The sequence below is a fragment of the Microcoleus sp. T3_D1 genome, assembly GCF_036700405.1.
In the GTDB taxonomy this organism is placed as follows: domain Bacteria; phylum Cyanobacteriota; class Cyanobacteriia; order Cyanobacteriales; family Microcoleaceae; genus Microcoleus.
On sequence record NZ_JAUBOV010000001.1, the window covers coordinates 195,388 to 218,663 of the forward strand.

17 protein-coding genes are annotated in these 23,276 nt (G+C 46.0%); 9 read left to right on the plus strand and 8 right to left on the minus strand.

Features of this window, described 5'->3' with window-relative positions; all coding sequences use genetic code 11:
• Positions 1–71: 71 nt before the first annotated feature.
• Positions 72–1,940: a PAS domain-containing sensor histidine kinase gene (locus tag QT992_RS00855; RefSeq protein ID WP_333376336.1), complete on the minus strand. Its 1,869-nt coding sequence runs from the start codon at positions 1,938–1,940 to the stop codon at positions 72–74.
• Between the two features lie 398 nt (positions 1,941–2,338).
• Between QT992_RS00855 and QT992_RS00860 the strand changes: the two genes are divergently transcribed.
• Both QT992_RS00860 and QT992_RS00865 read left to right on the plus strand, forming a co-directional pair.
• Complete coding sequence (locus QT992_RS00860) at positions 2,339–3,058, plus strand: response regulator transcription factor (protein WP_333057024.1); 720 nt, start codon at positions 2,339–2,341, stop codon at positions 3,056–3,058.
• Between the two features lie 439 nt (positions 3,059–3,497).
• The gene (locus QT992_RS00865; RefSeq protein ID WP_333314888.1) at positions 3,498–5,150 is read left to right on the plus strand and encodes an alpha-amylase family glycosyl hydrolase; all 1,653 of its coding nucleotides are present in this window, start codon (positions 3,498–3,500) and stop codon (positions 5,148–5,150) included.
• Between the two features lie 348 nt (positions 5,151–5,498).
• Here the strand turns inward: QT992_RS00865 and QT992_RS00870 are convergent, their stop codons facing one another.
• Positions 5,499–8,150 carry an EAL domain-containing protein gene (locus QT992_RS00870; protein ID WP_333314885.1) on the minus strand — a complete coding sequence of 884 codons (2,652 nt, stop codon included), beginning with the start codon at positions 8,148–8,150 and terminating at the stop codon, positions 5,499–5,501.
• A gap of 401 nt (positions 8,151–8,551) precedes the next feature.
• A complete protein-coding gene (locus QT992_RS00875) occupies positions 8,552–9,355 on the minus strand; it encodes a DUF2267 domain-containing protein (RefSeq protein WP_333314882.1) in 804 nt (267 codons plus the stop codon).
• A gap of 545 nt (positions 9,356–9,900) precedes the next feature.
• On the opposite strand from QT992_RS00875, the gene QT992_RS00880 reads away from it, so the two are divergent.
• Complete coding sequence (locus QT992_RS00880) at positions 9,901–10,359, plus strand: response regulator (RefSeq protein WP_333314879.1); 459 nt, start codon at positions 9,901–9,903, stop codon at positions 10,357–10,359.
• Here the strand turns inward: QT992_RS00880 and QT992_RS00885 are convergent.
• The 3 genes from QT992_RS00885 to QT992_RS00895 all read right to left on the minus strand — a co-directional run bounded on the left by QT992_RS00885 (position 10,328) and on the right by QT992_RS00895 (position 11,840).
• Complete coding sequence (locus QT992_RS00885) at positions 10,328–10,747, minus strand: DUF2294 domain-containing protein (protein WP_333376339.1); 420 nt, start codon at positions 10,745–10,747, stop codon at positions 10,328–10,330. The two genes, QT992_RS00880 and QT992_RS00885, sit on opposite strands and share 32 nt — an antisense overlap.
• 108 nt (positions 10,748–10,855) lie before the next feature.
• Positions 10,856–11,233 carry a BON domain-containing protein gene (locus QT992_RS00890; RefSeq protein WP_333376341.1) on the minus strand — a complete coding sequence of 126 codons (378 nt, stop codon included), beginning with the start codon at positions 11,231–11,233 and terminating at the stop codon, positions 10,856–10,858.
• A gap of 277 nt (positions 11,234–11,510) precedes the next feature.
• The gene (locus QT992_RS00895) at positions 11,511–11,840 is read right to left on the minus strand and encodes an alpha amylase C-terminal domain-containing protein (RefSeq protein WP_333376343.1); all 330 of its coding nucleotides are present in this window, start codon (positions 11,838–11,840) and stop codon (positions 11,511–11,513) included.
• Positions 11,841–13,190: 1,350 nt separating this feature from the next.
• Here QT992_RS00895 and QT992_RS00900 point away from each other — a divergent pair.
• Positions 13,191–13,439, plus strand: a complete 249-nt coding sequence (locus tag QT992_RS00900) for a hypothetical protein (protein WP_333145102.1) — start codon at positions 13,191–13,193, stop codon at positions 13,437–13,439.
• 161 nt (positions 13,440–13,600) lie between these two features.
• Here the strand turns inward: QT992_RS00900 and QT992_RS00905 are convergent, their stop codons facing one another.
• A complete protein-coding gene (locus QT992_RS00905; RefSeq protein ID WP_333376345.1) occupies positions 13,601–14,446 on the minus strand; it encodes a cyanophycinase in 846 nt (281 codons plus the stop codon).
• Positions 14,447–15,115: 669 nt separating this feature from the next.
• Complete coding sequence (locus tag QT992_RS00910) at positions 15,116–15,313, minus strand: hypothetical protein (protein ID WP_333376347.1); 198 nt, start codon at positions 15,311–15,313, stop codon at positions 15,116–15,118.
• A 381-nt stretch (positions 15,314–15,694) separates the two neighbouring features.
• Here QT992_RS00910 and QT992_RS00915 point away from each other — a divergent pair, with 381 nt between their 5' ends.
• From QT992_RS00915 to coaBC, 5 genes are all read left to right on the plus strand, one after another.
• Positions 15,695–17,605 carry an ATP-binding protein gene (locus QT992_RS00915; protein WP_333376349.1) on the plus strand — a complete coding sequence of 637 codons (1,911 nt, stop codon included), beginning with the start codon at positions 15,695–15,697 and terminating at the stop codon, positions 17,603–17,605.
• Between the two features lie 404 nt (positions 17,606–18,009).
• Positions 18,010–20,097: a CHASE domain-containing protein gene (locus QT992_RS00920; RefSeq protein WP_333376351.1), complete on the plus strand. Its 2,088-nt coding sequence runs from the start codon at positions 18,010–18,012 to the stop codon at positions 20,095–20,097.
• A gap of 609 nt (positions 20,098–20,706) precedes the next feature.
• On the plus strand, positions 20,707–21,330 hold the full coding sequence (locus QT992_RS00925; protein WP_333314868.1) for an alpha/beta hydrolase: 624 nt from the start codon (positions 20,707–20,709) through the stop codon (positions 21,328–21,330).
• Positions 21,331–21,375: 45 nt separating this feature from the next.
• On the plus strand, positions 21,376–21,588 hold the full coding sequence (gene isiD / locus QT992_RS00930) for a protein IsiD (RefSeq protein WP_006632739.1): 213 nt from the start codon (positions 21,376–21,378) through the stop codon (positions 21,586–21,588).
• A 276-nt stretch (positions 21,589–21,864) separates the two neighbouring features.
• A complete protein-coding gene (coaBC, locus tag QT992_RS00935) occupies positions 21,865–23,064 on the plus strand; it encodes a bifunctional phosphopantothenoylcysteine decarboxylase/phosphopantothenate--cysteine ligase CoaBC (protein WP_333337075.1) in 1,200 nt (399 codons plus the stop codon).
• Positions 23,065–23,276: the final 212 nt, after the last annotated feature.

Here is a 23,276-nt window from a genome sequence, read left to right on the forward strand (position 1 = left end):
TCAATACAGATGCTCCCGTATAATCTATATGTAGCCCTATTTTTCATAACAGGTATAAAAAAGGTTTTCAGTCAGCAAATGAGTTTTTTCGGGTAAATTTTTCGCGGGAATTCCATCCGAAATATCGAACCTTTTTGGGGTTGACTTTCTACCGTAATTGTGCCCCCGATAATCTTGACTAAAGAAGCACAAATAGCTAGTCCTAAACCGGTGCCTGGATATTGGCGAGTTGTGGTTTGGTCGCCTTGGTGGAACTTGTCGAAAATGTGGGGAAGAGCCTTTTCACAGATGCCGATTCCTGTATCCCGAACGGTGATAATTAGCCGATCGCGATTTAATTCCCGCACCTCAATGTAGATGCTGCCCTCATGCGTAAATTTAACCGCGTTGGAAACGAGATTGGCCAAAATTTGCCGCAGGCGCAACTTGTCATTAACTATCAACTGATCCTGCAAGCACACGCTGACGGACAATGCCACATTCTTATCGGTGGCTTGATTTCCGAATTCCAGGGCGACATCCATTACTAAATGCGCTAAATCAAATTTTTCAATTTTTAATTCTGTGCGACCACTCTCGATTTTGGAGAGGTCGAGGATATCGTTAATCAGCAGTAGCAGATTTTTGCCGTTATGTAAAATGCGTCCCACCATTTCTGTTTGCTGGGCGGTCAGCAGTTGTTTGTGCTGGCGCAGCAGCAATTGGGAAAAGCCGATAATCGAATTCATTGGAGTTCGCAATTCGTGGGACATGATGCCCAAAAATTGCGATTTTAACTTGGCTGCTTCTAGCAGTTCCAATTTTTGCTGTTGAAGGCGTCGCCCCTGATTTTCCAGTTCTTCCTGCTGGCGAATTAGCAGCTCGTTTTGCAAGTCTAAAAGCTGTTCCTGCTTTTTTAATTTTTCGATCGCCAGTGCGTTGTTAATCGCGATCGCAGCTTGTCTTCCCATCACCGCCAGCACTTGCTGAGTATGCCCGTCCATCGCCATGCTGTCTTTCCCGTTGCCGATGGCCAACACACCCAAACGCCCGCTTGGCCCCGACTCGATCGCCGCTGCACAAGCCGCCGCCGGCAGCAAGCCGTCGCTAGACTCCGACCGGCAGACTACAGACTCTCCCGTCGCAAATGCTTTCCACAGCAGCTTGTTTTGCACGTGCGGGGTTTTGCCCCCACCAAAGTTTTCCGTGCCCCCGACAGCGCTGAGTTTGAGGCCGGTGCAATCGGACTCCAGGAGAGCAACTAGGCAAAATTCCGCTCCTGCGATCGCCTCTACAGTCGCGTCCGCGATGGCTTGCACCAATTCACCCCAATTACCCGCGCGCTGGCTCAATATATTTGTAAACTGCTCTATCACCTGTAACTCCCGCCCCGGCTCTATTACCGTCCGGGATTCGCACCTTTTTTCAGCGTTGAAGTTAGCTTCCGAGCGCGCTTGATGGTGGCACAACTCTAGTTCTGCTTGGGGCTCGGCTTGAGTTTGTTCGATCGGCTCCATATCTATGTAGGTTCCCACCCACTCCAAAACTTCCTGACTGTCGGGGTTAGCGGGCCATCCTCTCGCCACGTTCCAGCGGTAAGTGCCCTCTCGCGTCTGCAGACGAAATAGAATTTCGTAACTTGGCGGCGGGAACTTAGAAGTGTGCGATCTCGCCAATAGACGAGGGCGGTCTTCTGGGTGGACGCGCGCCAGATAGCCGAAACCCAAAGCTGCTGCTGCTGGTAGCCCCGTGTACTCCTCCCAGCGCTGACTGAAATAAGTCGCCCAGCCGTCGGCATTTGTTTTCCACACTATCTGAGGAATTGCCGACCACAGGCGATCGTCCTGAGTTTGACCGTCGCCAACTTGCGGTTGGGGGGATGTTATTTCAGATACTTTGTGTAAGATTTCAGAGTCGGAAAACTCCGACTCAAAAGACTTATTGCCGTGATACTGAGTCATAACAGGTTATATAAATAAGCATTGGACTACAGCCCTAACATCGGCTAAAGACTCGTGCTGCTAGCTTTATTGATTTTGACGATCCAAGTGCATCAAAATTTTTTATACTTTAAATTTATCTGGGTAGTGGTATCTTTACCTCTATCAACGGGCGGACAATGAGATAATTCAGTTAAACTGTTGAAACATTGAGAGCTTACCTGTCCCGAGGAAGGCTCGTGCAGGCATCGCCGCAAAATAACTTAAAAATTAACTTGCATTCTTGGCGGCTGCATGAGTATGCTTAAAAATGATGTGCGACCTGTAAAACCCTAAATCAGGACACATTCTCAAATTTACTCAGTTTAGCTGAGTCAGTTGACGATATTTTAAAAGTTTAGCGGGCTATTGGAAGAAAGATGAGTAAAATTCGCGTTGCTTTGGTAGAAGACCATGACCTGACAAGAGTCGGCATCCGCACAGCTTTACAACAGCGTGACACCATAGAAGTTGTCGGCGATGCAGCTAACGCTACAGAGGGCTTGAAACTGCTTCAGTCTTCAAAACCTGACGTGGCAATTGTAGACATTGGCTTGCCGGATTTTGATGGCATTGAACTTACACAAAAGTTCAAAAAATCGGTAGCGGAGTCCGATCCTGATACCAAAATTTTGATTCTGACTTTTCAGGACAATGAAGAAGAAGTTCTGGCAGCTTTTGCCGCCGGAGCTGATTCTTACTGCATGAAAGATATTAGCTTCGATCAGTTATTAGATGTAGTAAAAGTCACTCACGAAGGTAACTCTTGGATCGATCCGGCGATCGCCCGTATCGTCCTGAAACAAGCTCGCACTCAGGAACCCGCGCCGGAAGAACCGAAGGCTGAGGGCAAAAGAGTCACAATTAAGGCGGCCGAACCGGAGTTTAGTCACATCATTGAGACTTACCCTTTAACCGAGCGGGAATTAGAGGTTTTGGAACTGATCGTACAGGGTTACAGCAATGCTGCAATCGCCGAAAAGCTTTACATTACTGTCGGTACAGTCAAGACTCACGTCCGCAATATTTTGAACAAGTTGTGCGCTGATGACCGCACTCAGGCAGCCGTTCTCGCCCTGCGTTCTGGCTTGGTTGGATGAAGCCTTATCATCACGCATAATCAAGTTAAAAGTAGGGTGCGCTGGGCGCACCTTACAGCAACTGATTTAGGCTGTGCAGTGCACGGCGAGTGACTAATTGTTCGTTGTTAATAAAAGGGGAAATTTTAAAGCCGCATCTATCCCAGTACATATATATTTTAAATTTTAAAAAAAGTAAATCTACCTTAAGATAGATGCTAAAAAACTATCTTATTACTAATACTTATTGTTGAGCGATCCCCAGTTAGATAAATTTCGCTCGCACTGCCGATATTGCGCGATTTCACTTGATAAAAGGCAGAGACAGAGACCAGATTACGAGACTTTTAGGAATAGTTAAGCCTTAAAGAAATTATATCCGTAGAGTGATGCTGAGTTCGCTTAAATTTGCGAAATTAAAAGTATCTACTGCTACTGAAATATTTTAGAAAGAGGTATTATGGCCGCCCCAATTGAATTCAAGTTATTTGCTCCCTACAACAAAGGAGCTGCCTTGATTGGCTCTTTTTCTAATTGGGAAGATATTCCGATGGAAAAGGACGAAGATGGTTATTTCCGCACGCGAGTTGAGTTGGAGGATGGCGTTTATCAATACAAATTCCGCGTTCAGTCGAAAAGCTGGTTTGTGGAACCCGATCAGTGGGTAGATGTGGTCGATCCCTACGCGACTGACATCGACGATCCAAGTCAAAACGGCCTTGTTCGGATCAAAGATGGCGATCGCATTGTCGATACCTACGTGTGGAAACACGACGACAAACCGCTGCCGGCCGATCGGGAATTAGTGATTTATGAAATGCACGTTGCCGACTTTTCCGGCGGCGAAGCCGACCCCCTCGCCCGCGGCAAGTACAAGCACGTCGTCGAAAAACTCGATTACCTAGTCGAACTCGGCATCAACGCGATCGAACTCATGCCCCTCAAAGAATACCCAGGCGACTACAGTTGGGGCTACAACCCCCGCTACTTCTTCGCTGCCGAGTCCAGCTACGGAACCACAGAAGAACTCAAAAACCTGATAGACGAGTGTCACGGGCGCGGCATTCGCGTCATCATCGACGGGATTTACAACCACTCGGAAGCGTCGAGCCCCCTCACTCAAATCGATCACGATTATTGGTACCACCACGAACCCCGCGATCCAGACAACAATTGGGGCCCGGAATTTAACTACGAATTCTACGACGAAAACTTAGGAACTTTCCCGGCGCGCAGATTTGCTGGCGATACAGTCCGCTTCTGGATTCAAGAATATCATCTCGACGGCATTCGTTTCGACGCGGCGCGACAAATTGCTAACTACGATTTTATGCACTGGGTAGTTCAAGAAGCCAAAAATGTCGCCGGCCCCAAACCGTTTTACACCGTTGCGGAATACATTCCCGACGATCCCAGCATCACCAATCTAGACGGGCCGATGGACGGCTGCTGGCACGACAGTTTCTATCACTCCATAATTCCACAACTCTGCGGGGACAATTTTGATTTAGAACGTCTCAAAGAGGTAATCGACTGCAAGCGGCAAGGTTACTTGGGTGCGACGAATGTAGTCAATTATTTGAGTAATCACGATCACGATCGCGTTTTTGCCGAATTGGGATCGCGCGGAATTTTGGATGAAGCAGCATTCAAGCGGGCGAAGTTGGGAACCGTGCTGTTAATGACAGCAGTTGGCGTGCCGCTGATTTGGATGGGCGAAGAATTTGGCGAATATAAAGGCAAAACAATTGAGCAAGCTAAAATAGACTGGACGCTGCTAGGAAATGACCTCAATAAAGGTTTGTGGGAATACTACAAAGGCTTGATTCACCTGCGTAAAAATAACCAAGCACTTTACACAGAAAACATCGACTTTTTCCACGAAGACCCAGACTCGAAAGTTTTTGCTTACACTCGCTGGAACGATGAAGGTTCGAGAGTTGTTGTAGTGGCGAATTTCTCGGAAAATTATTTAGCTGGTTACAGCGTTCCCCACTTCCCGGCAAACGGAACTTGGCACGAATGGACGGGGAATTATGATATTGAATCGGGCGATGACAATATTATGATTGACTTGCCGGAATACGAAGCGAAAGTGTTTGTTTGGCAGTAAGGCAACGGAGGACAAAGACTTTCGCCGTTTCCCTACCCCAAAATAATCATTATGTAGGAAAACGGCACTGCCTTTCGTCGTGTCAACTTAAGCTATCAGTCCGCCAGTCCTCCCACCCGGCAGTCCGCCAGGGACTGAAGTCCCTGTCTAATAGCTGAAGTCCTCGCTATGAGGACTAATGAGTTTTTCAGTCCTCATAGCGAGGACTTCAGCTTTGAGGCAGGGGTTTCAACCCCTGCCGGACTGCCGGAGTGCGGGTTTAACGCTAAGTTGACACCTATGGGCATGGCGCCGTGTCTTACTCCCCGCGCCGGAAACGGCGAAAGCCTTTGTTCCTACAGATATCGCTCAAAAGAGAAGCTTTTGTTTGTTCCCCGATTGATTTTCTAGGCACAATTGCGTTGCCGCCGCCGCCGGTATTGGTTTGCTAAAGAAGTAACCCTGACCCATATCGCACTTATGCGAGTGCAAAAACGCTAACTGTTCTGCTGTTTCCACTCCCTCAGCAATCACCTGTAAATTCAGCCCCTGTCCCAAGGCGATCGCCAGTTTCACAATAGTAGCACCGTTGCTGCCCGTCACCAAATCTGCCACGAAGGATTTGTCTATTTTTAAATTATTGAGCGGAAAGTTTTTCAGAGACCACAGCGAAGAATAACCGGTGCCAAAATCGTCCAGAGAAATGTGAATTCCCATGTCCTGCAACTGCTGCAATACCGACACCGTAAAGCTCACATCTGTCATGGCAATGCTCTCGGTAATTTCTATTTCTAAATACTCGGGATTTAACTTGGTTTCTGATAAAATTTCAGCGATGATTTGTACCGTGTGAGGTTGCAGAAACTGGCGGGCTGATAAATTCACCGCTATCCGCATCGGCGGCAATCCCAGTAACTGCCACGCTCGATTTTGCAAGCAAGCAGTCCGCATCACCCATTCGTCAATTTGGCAGATTAATCCTGTTTCCTCAGCTAAGGGAATAAATCGATCGGGAGGAATCAAACCGCGTTCGGGATGCTCCCAGCGAATCAGAGCTTCCATGCCCACTATTTTGCCAGTATTTAAATTTATTTGCGGTTGATAGTACAGGACAAACTCAGATTTGTTTAGAGCTTTGTAAAGATGATTTTCTAAGTTCAGATCCTCGGAGACTTTACTGCCGATCGCCTGCGTGTAAAACTGATAATTATTGCGACCTTTCTGTTTAGCTTTGTACATCGCAGCATCAGCATTTTTCAGCAAAGTTTCTGCATCTTCTCCGTCGTAAGGAGCCAAAGCAATTCCCAAGCTAGCCTTAATATAAAGTTCCAAACCCTCAAAATCAAAAGGAGTGCTTAAACTCTGGATAATTAGCTGGCAAATCTTAGTTGCTTCCTCTGGGGTGGTGATATTGTACAGCAGCACAGTAAATTCATCTCCGCCCCAACGAGCCATCGAATCCCCGACGCGCAAACAGTTAGTCAAACGCCGAGATACACTTTGCAGCAACAAATCGCCCACTGGGTGACCGAGAGTATCGTTAACATTTTTAAATCTATCTAAATCTAGAAAGATTACTGCCAGCATTTCTCCATTTTGGTGAGCGCTAGCTAAAGCTAAAGACAGCCTTTCATTAAACAGTAATCTATTAGGTAAACCCGTTAATGGATCGTGAGAAGCTTGATGTCGGATCATCGCCTCTACACGCCTCTGCATTACAGCCATGTACAGGTGAGTTCCTAAAGATTGTGCTAGCTTCTGTTCCTCGCTGGTCCACTTTTGAGCTTCGCCTGTTTTGATTTCTTTCCAAGCTGCAAAGGACTGTCGGGGACGATCGTTCCGGGCGTCCGAACTGCAACGGCCCGCCCACAAAATTTCGGTTTGTATAGGGCTGCGAAAAACGGTGAGACAGCCGATGCACTGTTGGCGGTATTGCAGCGGTACGGCCAAAAACGATCGAATGGAAGCTGCGACTAAATTGGCAGATACAGATTTGAGTTGAGGTTCTTTAGAAATATCGGAAATTGCGTACAAGTGCGGTACGATATAACTGGAAATATTGCTGTCAATTGAGCTGTAATGCTGGGAATAGAGATTTTCAAAAATACCTAATTGGCTTGTATGATTAGCAGTTTGTGCTCGATCGTCTTGGTTGGCCCTCCCCATAATCTGCTGCCAAAACGGGCTGAGTTCAAGGTCGATGTCTGCAGGCTGCTGGCCACAGGTATAAAGCAAAGCCGGCCGATCGCCAAACTCGGCTGCAATGTAGAGTCGCCCTCCTGAACCGCGTAAATGCTTGACAGTTTGTTCGAGAACTGCTTTGCGAATTTCGTTTAGTTCCAGAGGAGAATGCAGCAAACTGGTAATTTGGTTGATAACGGCTTCGTCGCGCGCTTGCTGTCTAGCTTGACTCAGCAGAAAAGATTGGGCGATCGCAATTGAAAGTTGATCCACAAGCAACTGCACCATTTTCAATTCTCGATCGCTAAACCGTTTCGGTTGGCTGTGATGAGACACCAACAGTCCCCAAAGGTGATTTTGATGCAAAATCGGCACCGTCAGAGAAGAACGTGCCCCCATAGCCTTCAGATATTCAGCGTGACAGGGGTCTACAGGACGATAGCTAATATCTTCAACTGCTAAAGTTTTGCCGGTTTCGGGACAATCTAACCGATTAATTGTTTGATGCTGCAATTCCACATCTACAATCACTCGCTGCCGCGCTTTGAGAAACATTTCCCGAGCACTCTGGGGAATGTCGCCTGGTGGAAAGCGCAAACCCAGCATAGATGGCAACTTGTCGCTGTTGATGGACTCAGCAATCACCTCACCGCTACCGTCTGCCTCAAAGCGATAAACTTTTACTCGATCGCTTTCTAAAAAGCTGCGGATTTCTCGCGCAGTGGTGGTCAAAATCTCTTGGAGTTCTAAAGAGTTACGGATGCGATTGGTAATTCGATTGAGTAAAATCTCTTGTTCTAAAGTCGATCGTGACATTTGTCTAACTTTGGTGCGGGTCATCGCTTTTGAGCTCCCGGGCTGTTGACAGCATTTTTGCGAGCCACAGTCTTAACTTGCCCTGTATTATACATTACAACACTTTCGCCCCGTCTAGGGGCTTGACCCAACCCAAGACCGAGAAACTCGGTTTCTGGGGATATTTCGGGTTTTCCGACCAATTTCGGTGATGAACCGGGTTTTTCACAGCACTTACAAAGCAAGGAAAGAGCGATCTGACAAGTAGTGAGGACTCAAGTCCGATCGAGTTCGATCGGACTTGAGTCCTCAATACAAAGCAATTGCACAGCTACAACACAAAAGCTATAGAGAAACCTGCTTGACCAACCCGTATTCTGCCCTCTGGAGGGAGAATACTGGTTGCTCAAGCCGGCTGGCAAGTATTTATACCTTAAAATGTCTCGTTAAGCCGACGCCCAAATTTCCCGAATTCTGTCCGGCAAAAAGCCAGCTATTTCCTGAATTCGCTCCTCGGACAGCTCATCCTTCGTTGCCGAAAATACAGCGGCGATCGCAGTTTCCGGTTTTACTCCTGAAGGAAGTGCGCCTTCTAGTTCCACCCTCCGTGCAAACAAATTGCCATCGATCCCCAAAGGTGCAGGCGGGCCGGTCAAAGGCTGACGTATCCGGCTGAGCAATCCCACCAGCGGATTGGTATCTTTCCAGAGGTCTGCTATTTCTTGTTGCAGGGTTTTGTCATCCGTAGGCAAAACTTCTGTGTGCAATTCAGATTCCACGTGCTCAATTGCTTCTTTTGTCATCACATCGCGCATGACCCGGTACACTACTTCGGTAATGTCGCGGGCATCAAAAATATCCTCCAAGTGACCGTTTACCATCACTTTTTCCAAAAACGGCATATCCTTTGAAGCGATAGGAACTGCCGAGCCTTCGTGGTGGAGCGAGACCGGAGGATTCGTCTCCATTTTGTGTAACAGTTTGTGGCCTTTTTCTGTTAACTCAGCTTCTTGAAATGCCACTAAAGGCGGCACTAACTCAGTTCCTCCATAAGGCTCGCCACTAAACTTAGCTTTGATAAATTCCCTTTGGTTGAGGTAGTCCAAATGACCGAGCAATTCCGCTTCCGCCACCGGGTGACCGACATATTCTTCCGCTGCGTTCCTAATTTCCGACTCTCCCCTGCCGTTTCCGCTGCCAATCTTTTTGAGCAAAATGTAAGTCAGGTCGTCTCTGATTGGAATTGTCATTAAAACCTCCTAGGTTAATATCCGGTAAAGCTCATGTAAAAACTGATTTTTTTTACTGGCTTAAATTGTGATGATTACTACTTTCAAACATTGAAGTATAAAGTAGAGTAATCAAGTATCTCTCAGCAGGTGGAAGTTATTAAAATTAAGTATCGGTTAGAATCTTCCTTTAGGTAGATCCTTGTATGGGAACCCATCTCTAATGTGGTTAATATCCTAAAAAGCTGTCGCCACTATTCAATGCTATTAAGCGAGGATGCTTGATTGGTAATATTTTCCGTATTTAGTGCGTATTTTTACCAAGGCTGACGCACCAAGAGGGTCTCAGCCTTGGTAATTGACGCTGGGAGAGGTAGAATTAAGCAGATGCTCTGGGGTTAACCAACTGCGGTCGTTTTGCCCCCGCTTGTACCGATATTGTATCGGCTTAGACCCAAAACTGGTCATCGGAGAGCTACAAATACGAGCCAATCTGTTTCAAGTGCCCCAGCGCCACTTAAAGAATGCCTCGGTAACAAATTTTTTGATCGTGTCGATCGGCATTTATGAACTACCCTCATTGGAACAATAAATTGGAATCCTCGTCTTTTACTAGCGGTCAACCCCCGGTTGACAAGCGTCCTTTAGTGTTGGCTGTAGACGACAATCCTGACAACTTAGAGCTGCTGACACAAATACTCGATTTATTCGGCTGCGAGTGCGTGGGAGCAGTGGACGGGTACACAGCTCTTTCAGCAGCAGTCGATCGACAACCCGACCTAATCGTACTCGACATTTGCCTGCCGGATATAGACGGTATGGAAGTAGTAAAGCGCGCCCAACAAAACCCCGCGATCCGACATATTCCGATTGTTGCTGTCACAGCACTAGCAAAACCAGAAGACCGCGCTCGAATTCTCCAAGCAGGCTGCGTGGAATACCTTTCCAAACCTTTTAACATCAAAGATTTAGAAACAGTTATCCGCCAGCACCTCAACTCTCCACTGCTTTTGGTTGAGTTTTAGATTTATTATAATTAGAATCACGAACTTGAGGTGCAGAGTCCAAAATTGCGATCGTTCCAGTGCGGCCTGTCTCCAAGGTCGCATCGCGGAGCAAATCAGTGACTCCCACGCCCAAAACGTTTTGGATTAATTCTTTCAGTGGCAATTCCAGCACAGATTCTAATTGTGTTCGCACCTGCAAAGCCAAATCTTCCTGACCGTTCTGAGCCAGCAGTTTTTCGGGTTGAGTAAGCCCATTTTCGACAACAATTATCAATTTGTTATCAAAAAGATTGCAGAGCGCCTGACTCGTTGGGTGTCCGAGTTGAGAGCGGTACAAAGCTTGAATTCCCTGCGAAAGAGTCCGTTCTAATTTCCCCCGAGTAGGTTCTAAGGTTTCCCCTGTCATATTTTTTATTAAAACCATGATAGATAAAAAAGACTGTGAGCAGTAAACAGTTAGCAGTTAAATTAACTGTTAATTGCTAACTGCTAACTGTTAGAAATAACCGTCGCGTTAGCCGACAGTAACTTCATTAGTTTGCACCCCAGTTGCCCCCTTAACACCTTTAGCAATTGTCACCAACCTGTTGACAATTTCCTGACTGGGAACTGTACCTTTGAGAACCACCGTAGTGCCAAGTTGAGCCACATAAACAGTCTCAATATCCGCAACATCTGGATTGGCATCGAAAGCCTGAGCCACCCGTTTAGCTAAACCGCTTTGATCGTATTCTCCATTCAATCCCATGCGTTCCGGCGGGATTGTCTGAGCGCTCGCAGCAGGTTGAGCTTGAGCTTGAGATTCAGCTACAGGTGCTTGGTAAGCAGGAGCGTCAACAGTTTCTTGATTGTCTTTTTTTTCTAAACCAAACAATCTTTTTAGCCAGCCCATAGAGTTTGTCCTCCGACAAAGTTTGTGTTAATTGACGTGTTAATTGACGTGTTAATTCACGGTTGGCAAATCGCCCTGTAATTGCTATTCTCAATACCAGGAATTACGATCGCACTCTTGGATGCAGAAACCGAGTTTTTTTACAAAAAAGTATCGTTACAGCCATCCACCCCGGTAGCAAAACCCGGTTTGTTGAGTTTGGTGCGCCCATCCTAAATACAATTTACTGTTGTACAACTTCCCCGATCATCTGCCTGGAGACATAATTCTCCCGCTCTCAAACAAATACTTGCGCTGACCATTCCGGCAAATCAAACTTAAACCCTTCTTCGCCAACTTCTACTATTTTGTTGTACATCCACTCGTGCCAAGTTCCCGCAGCCGGAAACTTAGGAATGCAGTAACTAGATAGATAAGTATCCGAAAAATTAGCGACAACTACTGCTCGCGTTCCCTCATCGCTCCAGCGGTAATAAGCCAGCACTTTGGCTTCGGGATTTTCGTGGATAAATTCAATATTGTCGGTATAAAGTGCCGGCAAATGTTGCCGCAGCCGAATCACGTGTTTGTAGTATTCCCACAACTCATGATTGGGCTGATTTTTCAACAAAGACCATTGCAGGGCGTTGCTGATTTATGGTATGAAAGGCTAAATATGCAAGTCATAGAAACCAGTATCTACAAAGTTTCGGGATTTTCAACTTATTTTTTTTCATACCCTGATTAAGCAACGCCCTGAATTTTAGTGCGGAAATAACCTCTGTCATTTTTTTCTAAGGAAATTTTTTCCATAAGGAAAGGAAAAGAAGCCGAGCAGTGTAGCTGCTTTGTTGTTGGAAGCAAAGAGTTTGAATTCAATTGCAGCGGCTATGAATAGCTTGTTTGCAGAACTTATAAGTGTGATTAGTATTGATTTTTACAATTTTGCAAATCTGTCGCCATCGTTGTTAAGAGTTAACCCTGTAACTCTTATGTTGTAAGGTGTACAGTGGGCAGCCGGAGGATTTAGTAGTGCACACTACGCACCAGGACGCGGGGGAGCATCTCATATTTGTAAAAACAGTTCTTCTGGCTCCTTCCTTCTTCCTTCTGACTCTTTTCTCCTGGCTCCTGGCTCCTGACTCCTAACTCCAATTTCTAGCTTGGCTGCTTTCATTGAGATGCTCCCGCACGCGGAGGCCAGATTTTAATCAAAAATGTAGTTAAAGTAACTAAAAATTATTAAGCGCTGTTTATGAAAAATAGTCCGGACTGTTTTTAGTTAGTAGACCTCTTGCAAAAATAATTAGGACGGGCTCTCCGGCCCGTCCCACAAGAAGAAATAACTCTTGTGGGACGGGCTCTCCGGCCCGTCCCATCAATTGATGAAAGGATTTTTGCAAGAGGTCTAGTAGTCTGAAACCCTAGATTTTCCGTTGGTAGCGAACTTGCCTTGGAGCCGTGAAACCCTAATTCTACGGTGGGCTATCAAAAACTGTCCGAAGTATTGTATGAAAATTAATTTAACTTTTGATAACTAGATAAATCGTGGTCAATATTTAACATTTGTAACTAAAGAAACATTTTTTAGCCGATAGGAATAATACCGTAGAAAGATGTCATTTTATGCGGAAACAGCGAGGATGAGCGTGTAATTGTAAGGCAAGGGAAACCAGAACCATGAATCCTTTATTCAACTGGGTTTTCCTCCGACTTTAAGGCAAGTTTGAGCCGAGAATAGCAATGATTATTTTTGCTTATGTCTTGGTATCACTTGTTTTATAGTTTTTGACTGGTAAACTTTGTAGAACAAAAATCAGCTTTAACGACTGCTGCTACCTCAGTAATTGGTAATTGGTGAAAATCTCATTCGTCCCTGTTACCCGTTAGATATTCCGAGCAGTGGCTCTAAGGCTCTAAAAGTTTAATGTGGGATGTTGGCGAATTACCGTTACTGTAAAACTCTGGAGTGTTAAAAATGCTAAAACAAATGTGTTGGTTGCCCAGATTGGGACGCAATGGAGAAAAGATATTGCACTTACGCACCGATGCCCGTCAGGGGTGGCGGCCTTATACAGCTTTTCCGCAGTTCGCTGTATCCGACTACCGGGAACCAGGTGGTTCTAAGGGATGGGCAACATATCAGAAGCTGAGAACTCAAGGGTGGAATTTAATATCGACCGCAGAAGGGCAGCAGTCGATTTTTGGCGAACAGAAAAGTGCTTAAAAAACCCGAAACCGCAGCAATAAAAGAAGAGGTAAAATCCTCTTCTTTTTATTACTTGTGGAGAGAGCAACTGGGTTTTTAACCATCCTACTTGGTAGAGTGGGTAAGGTTTGCAGTGCCCACCTTACATAATTTTAAGATGTTTGCCAGTGGCAAGTAAATTAGGCGATCGCCCTTTCCCTGTCTGCTGTAGTTTCTACGTTATGGAGCACCGGCTGGTGAGTTTTTAAGTTAAACCGATATCCGTGGGGGAGGATGTGCAACTTGGCCCCGCAAATCGCCAAAGCTTCATCCTTCAACAGTCCCTCCAGATTGTCGTGGAGTTGTTCAGACGAGTCGATGACAGTTACAGCGCCTGCGCCAATGACTTCCAACTCGTCACCGTGGACTAAAATAGCTGTATTTTCGTCAATACCAAATCCCAACACGGCAGGTTGCAGCAAGAGTGCGGAAACTAAGCGTCCCAGACGACCTCGCTGGGCGAAATGCTGGTCGATGACAACTCCTGGAAGGAAACCCATTCCCGGCCCCATTGCTACCACATCAACGCGGGGATTTGTCTCCGAGTCTCCTTCAATAATCATCACGTCTGGCATCATTGCCGCGCCGGCACTGGTGCCCCCAATGATAATCCCTTCAGAGTAGCGTTTGTGCATAGCTGCGTCGAGTTTTGTGTCTTTCAAGCAGTTAATAATCCGCGCTTGATCTCCGCCGGTAAAGAATATGCCAGTGGCTTGTTCGATCGCTTCTAAATAATCTGGATTGTTGGCATCTTCGGGTTTCTGGGTGTCAACAACTCGCACATCTTCAGCGCCGAGTCGCTCAAACAGTCGGATGTAATTATCTCCTACTTCTCCCGGCAGGCTTGTCGCAGCCGTCATGACAACAATGTGGGCTTTAGTGCCTCCGGCGCAGCGCAAGAATTCCCGCAGAATTTTGCAGTCCCCCTCTTTGTCTTCGGCACCACCAATAATTAGCAACTTCCCCTGAATTTCGTTGCTCGCCATATTATCTCCACTGTTAATTTATTAATAATTTCACTAAAACACAAACTTCTTTTTTCCGAAAACGGCCAAAAGGTATATCTAGATACCAAAAACATCTCACACTTCTACCCCTGCAGGACGGACACAGCAAGGGTGATATGGGAGTTTACTCTTGCTCCTGGCTGTAATGATGTTTTTGTTAAACAGTCCTGGAGGCACTAGACTAAAGAAACCGGAAATAGGAACAAAAATTCTGCGTGTGAACGGAAAACCTTAACTCACATCTTGCACCATTCTCAAGAACAGGCTGTCCGGCCTGTTCCACAAGAAAATTCACTCTTTGTGGAACAGGCATCTTGCCTGTTCATAAAAAGCTTATTGAGAATGGTGCAACATCTCAGCTTAACTGAGAAACCCCGGTTTTTGAGAAAGCTTTTGCGTCCGGGACTGGTAAAAAAAACCGGTTTCTGCGTCTAGGACTATCTATTTAGCTCATCCTTGATGATCGAGAAAACAAACTTACCCCCCCTAACAGGAGATAGGGGGGGTCAAGAAAGGAGCTTAAATTACAGGGCCCACGCGCGCGGGGCGATCAATCCGGTTTCTGGTCCGATTCTTCGCTAATCCTCCTCTGATTGCTCGTAGAGATCGGATTGATGAGCGTGAGTCCTCAATTAGTCCGATCGCCCGTTAGTGCGAGCGATCGATCAAATTGCTCAATATGGTACTCGCCCGTTCTAAAGGTAGGTGTCTGGGTTTGCCGTTCCAGACAATCTGATATTCGTTGCTGTTTTGACCATCGCCGTAGCCAGAAATTAGCTTCCGGTGAAATGCTTCCTCAGCTAAGTGGTGAACTTTGTCCCTGAGAGCAGTTTGTGCGATCTTCATAATTTGCTGCCTCTTAAATTTTCTTTCACTGTCATAAACAATTATAAGTACAGAGTGTACCTCTCAAAAGTTATAGCTTTTTTTTGGGAGGGGGGAAAGAAGTAGTCATTAGTCATAAGTGCTTAGTTATCTATGCTTAGTCATCTATGCTTAGTCATCTATGCTTAGTCAGATCTTGAAGGAAGAGGGAATATTTTCCCACTCTCAGCCTCTCCCCCTCTCCCCATCTCCCCTACTCTCCCACTCCCCCTTTCGGGCAATACTGAAGGCAGAATTGGTCGGAGTATTTGTCTCACTGCTGGAATATCTATGCCCGCAGGTAGTATCCCATGCACCGACTATAAAGTTACCGTAAAAAATTAGCTCAAAGGAGGTTATAAAATGCTGCAAGAAAAAAGCACCGAAACAGCCCGCGTCAATGCTCGAAAAACCGATATTTTTGATGTTTTCAACTTCAAACACTATATGGGGCCTAACCCTTATTTAGGAACAGCGGCTTTAGTTTTCGACTTGGCACTGACGGGCGCGAGCGAACCTTTGCCGATCGAACATTACCAGGAAATTATTGGCGATCGCTACCCGCAACTCCTGCACGAAACTTTCTCGAACCACGCCCAACTGTTCGGCCGTACCGCCTCAGAAGTAGCAAAACTCGACATGGGTTTGCACTTCCAACACTGGAAAATCCAGCCGTTTTCTCAGTTTAGCAGAATCAGCATAGAAGCAGTTCACGCCCGCAGCGCCCGATCGGTAGTTTACGCTGTTTGGGATTGGTTTGAAGCCATCAATCAAAATCAAGATTTTCCCTTGGATGCACAAATAGACGCGCTGCAAAATATGTTCCGGCAGTCAGTTTACGGAGGCCCGACAGTTTATTCGTTAATGCGAGCGGCATCCCAAAAAGGCATTCCCGTATTTTATTTGTGGGATGAAGGATTGATGCAATACGGTTACGGCAAAAAACTCGTGCGCGGCTCTGCAACTACTTTTGATTCTGACAGCCATTTAGACTCAGATTTTACCACGCGCAAAGACGATTGTAAAGCTTTTCTCGCTACATTAGGATTTCCGGTTCCCAAAGGCGATATCGTCTCCACAGAAAGCGGAGCTCTGGCAGTTGCTAAAGACATTGGCTACCCAGTTGCTATCAAACCAGTAGTCGGTCATAAAGGAATTGGGGTAACAGCAGATGTCCGAGATGGTGAGGAATTGCAGGCCGCTTTTAAAAGAGCTGTTAAGGCAATTCCCGAAACAGAACCGGTGCGAATAATTGTGGAAAACAGCATCAAAGGATCGGATTTTAGGATGTTGTGCGTTGACGGCAAATTTGTTTCGGCAACTGAACGCCGACCCGCTTGGGTAACAGGTGATGGCGAATCAACAATTCGCGAATTGATCCGCCGTGAAAACCGCAAACCCCAACGTTTGGATACGCCCACTTCGGCTCTGAGCAAAATTCAGTCTGACGAAGCGATGGAAATGTATCTGGCAGAACAAGGGCTGTCATTGGATAGTGTCCTAGAGCGCGATCGCATTGTGTATCTCCGCAAAGTCGCCAATCTTTCCGCCGGCGGCGTCAGCATCGACGCTACCCGCAATATTCACCCGGATAACATTGTTTTGGCTCAAGATATCGCCCTACATTTTCGGTTAGCTTGTTTGGGGGTTGATGTAATAACAGAAACTCTCGCTAAATCTTGGAAAACAGGCAATTTTGGGATTCTCGAAATCAATGCCGCGCCGGGAATTTTTATGCACCTCAACCCGGCTGTCGGCGAAGGTGTTGATGTGCCTTCGCATATTATCGAAACTTTCTTTCACTCGGGAAAATCGGCCCGAATTCCGATTATTACTTTCAACCGAATTTCGGTACATGACCTACAAGAAACAATCGACCACATTCTGTTGCAGCATCCCGATTGGACGATCGGTGCTGTTTGTCGCGGGGGACTTTTTGTCAACCGTTCTGAGAAAGTTTTGAATAACAATTACAATCTTAACGTCCAAAGTTTGCTGCGGAATCCCAAGCTCGATTTGTTAATTGCTGAATATCCCGGAAATATTTTGGAAGCTGAGGGAATGTTTTATGGGGGGAGCAATATGGTGGTGCTGGACAATCCGGGAGAAACTGAGATGATGTTGGTCAGAGAAAGCACTGATGACGATACTGTTGTGATGAGGGAAGGAAATAGTATTTCTATTCGCCGCCAAGGGTTGATCGAACAGTATACTCTGGGGGATGATGAACCGTTTACACGGGTTTATTTGAAGGAAATAGGGACTGTTTTGTAAGCTGTTCCACATTTAAGTTGGCTTTGTGGGGCGGGTATTGAGTACCCGCCCCACCAGATCAAGGCTTTTTCTTGTTCCCCGGTTCTTCCGGGGGAGGAAGTTGGGAGGGCCCAGATTAGAACTGGCTTCGTTACACTTAGTTACAATTGGTTTGTTCGTTACACTTAGTTACAATTGGTTTCAATTCCTCCGTCGTAGATACACTATTCGTAAAAACCCGCTTTCTTCCCAACTTTCTCGTTACCACACCAATATTTTCGTAGAAATTGGGTTTCTTACGGTAATTCCTATTGCTGCGATCGTAAGTTTTTAAACAATCTCGTTTGTGCGCTGCCCTTCGTGCTATCAAGGAATTTCACAAGTCCTTAAACGAATTGCACTCCGGTGGCAGAAGGTGTGGAAATATGAATGTTGCGAGCAATTGGTTTAATTCGCTGACCGAAAGTTTACAGTCGCACCGTCGTTACATTCCAGCAGCCCTGACTCTTTGCACCGGTACGAGTTTGTCATTGGCAGCCGCAGCCGTTGTGTGGCATTCGGAACACCAACGAATCCAAGCGGAATTTCATCAGCAAGCCGATCGCCTGAATGTGGCATTGCAGCAAAGCATCAATAAAAATTTAGAAGTTCTGTACTCACTTGAAGCATTCTACAGGGCATCTACTGAAGTTACCAGAGAAGATTTTAAGCAATTCGCTCAACCTGCCCTTGCCCGAAATACTGCTATACATTCTGTTAACTGGATTCGCCGCGTGCCGGCTGCCCAAAAAACAGCTTACGAACAGACAATTCGAGCCGAAGATTTTCCGACATTTCAAATTTACGAACGAACTCCTGACAAAAAGCAGGTCAAAGCAAAAGTGCGATCGGAATATTTTCCAATTATTTACAGAGAAGCATTAGAAGAAGATAACAAAGTGATCGGTTTTGATGTTGCCTCCAGCCCCGATCGCAAAACAGCTTTAGAGAAATCGGTGAATACCGGGAAAATAGCGGCTTCCGCGCGGATTAGATTAGTCAGCAACAATCAACCGGGATTGCAAGTATTTCTACCAGTACCCCGCCGCACAACTTCTGCAGATAACTCGGTCAACGGCCGCCAAAACCTCATGGGAGTTATTGCGGGTCTGTTTCAGATCACCAGTATGGTCGATTCCTCTTTAGAATCACTAAATTTAGACAACATTAATTTTTACCTCTATGACAACTCTGCTATAGAGAAAGAACGCTTTCTGGTGCGCTACGACTCACAAGCTAAGCAGTTGATAGATAACCCAAAACACGAAAAGCCAGAGTTAACTAATTTGCGGGGAAAAATCTGTCAAAATCCTAGTGCTTGCACTCGCCTATTTAACGTAGCAGACCGCCAGTGGATGCTGCTAGTTTTGCCTGGAAAGGGGTACAAAAGTATGAGGACGCATCAGGGTTCGCTGGCAATTGGCGCGATCGGGCTATTGATGACTGGCAGCTTGACGATTTACCTGTTGATGTCTCTAGAACGTACTGCAAAAGTAGAACAGCAAGTGTACGATCGCACAATTCAACTAAAACAGCGCACCGCTGAACTAGAAACAGCACTAAAAAATTTGCAGGAAGCTCAATTTAAACTAATCCAAACTGAAAAAATGTCCAGCCTGGGGCAGTTGGTGGCTGGAGTTGCCCACGAAATTAACAATCCTGTCAACTTCATCTCTGGCAACCTGATCCATACAGGCGCATATACTAGAGACTTGCTGGAACTTGTGGAAATATACCAGCAGCAATATCCCAACCCAACGCCCGAAGTGCAAGCGAAACTAAAAGATATTGATTTGGAGTTTATCAGTGAAGACTTGCCTAAAATCCTAAACTCTATGAATATGGGTGCTCAACGGATCAGCCAGATCGTGCTTTCTCTGCGGAATTTTTCGCGCTTGGATGAAGCTGACATGAAGTCGGTTGACATTCACCAAGGCATTGACAGCACCTTGATGATTTTGGAGAGTCGGCTGAAACCCAAAGCTGATTTTTCTGGCATTAAACTCATCAAAGAATACGGAAATTTGCCATTAGTGGAGTGCTGGGCGGGACAATTAAATCAGGTATTTATGAATATTTTGAGCAATGCTATTGATGTTTTATCTGACCCAGAAAATCCAAAAATACTCGAAAAAAACGCCTCTAGTTCTGCATTTTTACCTACTATTCGGATTCGCACTGAACTTTTAAGTTCTAATTGTGTATGCGTGCGAATCGCTGACAATGGAACGGGCATGACGGAGAATGTTAAAAAACGTTTATTTGATCCATTTTTTACTACCAAGCCTGTAGGCAAAGGTACGGGATTGGGATTGTCTATCTGCTATCAAATAGTGGACAAACATCAAGGTTCGCTCAGGTGTGTATCGGCTCCGGGAGAGGGAACTGAATTCTGGATTGAGGTGCCGGTGCGGCAACAGTCTCAGCAATCTGTTTCTAAGGTTTCACCTGCGGTAGGTGCCAATCGATTTTAGATTTTAGATTTTAGATTTTAGAGGCGACCCCACCGATAAATACGTTCGGCAAGTTTCATCGGATACAGGTTTTTTATTTCTGGACGGATGAATCCGGGGGTTTGTATCCTGGATGCTTTCGGTCAATTGGAATTAGCGGAACAAATCTCGCTTCTAGCTGAGTCTAGCTGCGAGCATCTCAATGGAAGCAGCCCAGCTATAAATTGGAGACAGGAGGCAGGAGGCAGGAGGGGGCAGAAGGCAGGAGGCAGGAGGCAGGAGGAAAGAGGAAGAAAGAAGGAGGCAGGAGGCAGGAGGCAGGAGGAAAGAGGAAGAAGAAAGGAGGCAGAAGGAAGGAGTCAGAAGAAGTGTTTTTACCAATAGGAGATGCTCCCTAATTCCTGTTTAGAAAAGGTGAACTATCCGCACTCTACTTGGGAAAGTTTCGGATTTCGCACTCTACTTTCAACGGTTAACTCTTAACAGTAAACACTCAACAGTCAACTATTATAGTTATTAGCAAACCTGTGCTAATTTCAGTGGAATATGGCCGAAAACAAATATCTGGGTTTTTACCCGTCGTAACAATTTATAATTGTAGCAAGGCCAGATTACCAATTATTAACTACGATGTCTTTACAATCTATTAGCATACCGCCCACAACGGATCGCCAACCTGTCGCTTTGATGGTCGCTTTACATGGATGGGGTGCTAATGCTCGGGATTTGACTTCCTTAGCACCCTTTTTCAATTTGCCGGATTATCAGTTTGTGTTTCCCGATGCCCCCTTTCCCCATCCCCAGGTAATGAGTGGCAAAGCGTGGTATAACCTTCAAACCAAAGACGCTCAGGGATTGGTAGAAAGCCGGCAATTGCTGAGGGAATTTTTGCTGTCTTTGGAAAGCACCACGGGCGTGCCTTTGTCTCGCACGATTTTAGGTGGTTTTTCTCAAGGCGGAGCGATGACTCTAGATGTGGGATTGACTTTGCCCCTAGCTGGTTTAATTTGTCTGAGCGGTTATTTACACCAGATTTCGCCAGTTGCTGGGAGTGTTTTGCCCCCTGTTTTAATCGTACACGGTACTCAAGATACTATTGTGCCTGTTAGTGCTGCTGTGCGATCGCGCGAGAGTTTGACGGCTTGGGGATCTGCGGTGCAGTATCGAGAATTTAACATGGGACACGAGATTCGGCCGGAAGTTATAGAGGTAATGCGAAGTTTTGTTGTAGAAACTGTGTCGAAATCTGATTAAAGGTTTAGTATATAGTATGGCGGAAGTCTCGGGCAGGGGAAAAAAATGAAAACTTTAACCAAAGCATCGCGCGATATAGCTGTACTTACTTCTCAGGACGTGGCAGAATTGGCTGTCCGTTTGGAAGTTGACGATTATACAGATCCTTTTGAGGGATTGAATGATTGGCATTTGTTGCGATCGCTTGCTTTTCAGCGGCCGGAGCTGGTTGAACCTTATCTCCACCTTCTGGATATGGAAGCCTACGACGAAGCATAGACTGAAAAATCTAGCTCAAAATTTTCGACGGAATTGAGGAAGAAGTTAGCAGCATCTTTTGTTGCGGATTAAACAGATGAATTAGGGATTTTAGCCTGTGTTTATCTTAATTTCTTTCTTGATTCTTTTTTATTAAAAAATGACACCCGTTTCAAAAAAGAATGTGAATGTAGGCCAGCTCTCAACCCTGGTATTCATCAGTCATTCCCAATTTAAAATCTAAAATCTAAAATCTAAAATCTAAAATCTAAAATCTAAAATCTAAAATGGTATGACATGAAAGGCAGACGAATTTTAATCGGCGTTAGTGGCGGGATTGCAACTTATAAAGTTTGCGAAGTAGTTTCAACTTTAGCGAAAGCTGGAGCGGAAGTTAAAGCTATTCTTACTGATGCGGCTGGAGAGTTTGTCACGCCTTTGACTTTTGCTACTCTGTGCCGCCATCCTGCTTTTACTGACAAAGATTTTTGGCAAGCAAATCACGGGCGCCCCCTGCATATTCAACTCGGAGAATGGGCGGAAGTTTTTGTAATTGCTCCCCTGACAGCTAATACTTTGGCTAAGTTGGCGGGGGGTTTTGCTGATAATTTGTTGACTAATACTGTCTTAGCTTCTAATTGCCCAATTTTGCTGGCACCGGCGATGAATACGGATATGTGGGAACAGCCGGCGGTGCAGCGGAATTGGCGGGAAGTGTTGACTTATCGGCGCTATCATGCTGCGAATCCGGGGGCGGGAATGCTGGCGTGCGATCGCGCCGGTGTTGGCCGCATGGCAGAACCTTATGAGATTTTGCCTCATATTGAATCGCTGTTGTATGCGAAGGGCGATCGCGATTTAGCGGGCATTAGGGTGTTGATCAGTGCGGGAGGAACGCGGGAACACCTCGATCCGGTGCGGTTTATCGGCAATCCTTCCAGTGGCAAAATGGGTATAGCTTTGGCGCAAGCTGCACAACACCGCGGCGCGACAGTGACGCTGGTACACAGTATAACTGGCGAATTGCCGCTCTCAGGTGTGCGGGCGATCGCAGTTGCGAGTGCAGAAGAAATGCGGCAGGCGATGCTGCAATGCTTTCAGGAGGCGGATTTGACGGTGATGGCGGCGGCGGTAGCGGATGTGAAGCCGGCTGAGTACAGTAGTGAAAAATTGCCGAAGCGATCGCTCCCGAATTGTTTACCGTTGGCACCGGTAGCGGATATTGTGGCAGAGTTGGGAAAATTGAAACAGCCGCACCAAAAATTAATCGGGTTTGCAGCACAAACAGGGGATATTGTCAAGCCTGCTTTGGAGAAATTGCGATCGAAGAAACTGGATGTAATTGCCGCAAACCCGATCGATCAAATAGGTGCAGGTTTTGGCAGCAATACCAATCAAGCAATATTAATTAATGCCGCCGGGAAGCAAGTAGAAATAGCCTCTTGCAGCAAGCTAGAAATGGCTCACCGATTGTTTGATTTTGTGAGAGAAGGGTGAGGGCGATCGAACTGCGATGATATTACTAATTGCGGATTTGTCGTTGGGCGGGGCGGGTTTTTGAGATGGTAGGTTTCTAACATAAATGGTTGGTGAAACCCGCCCCTACGATGGCCTGTAGGGGCGGGTTTTACAAATAATATTTAATCCCCGCCAACAATTTATATAAACCCGCCCCCACACAACCGATAATCTAGATTAACCTTTACTGC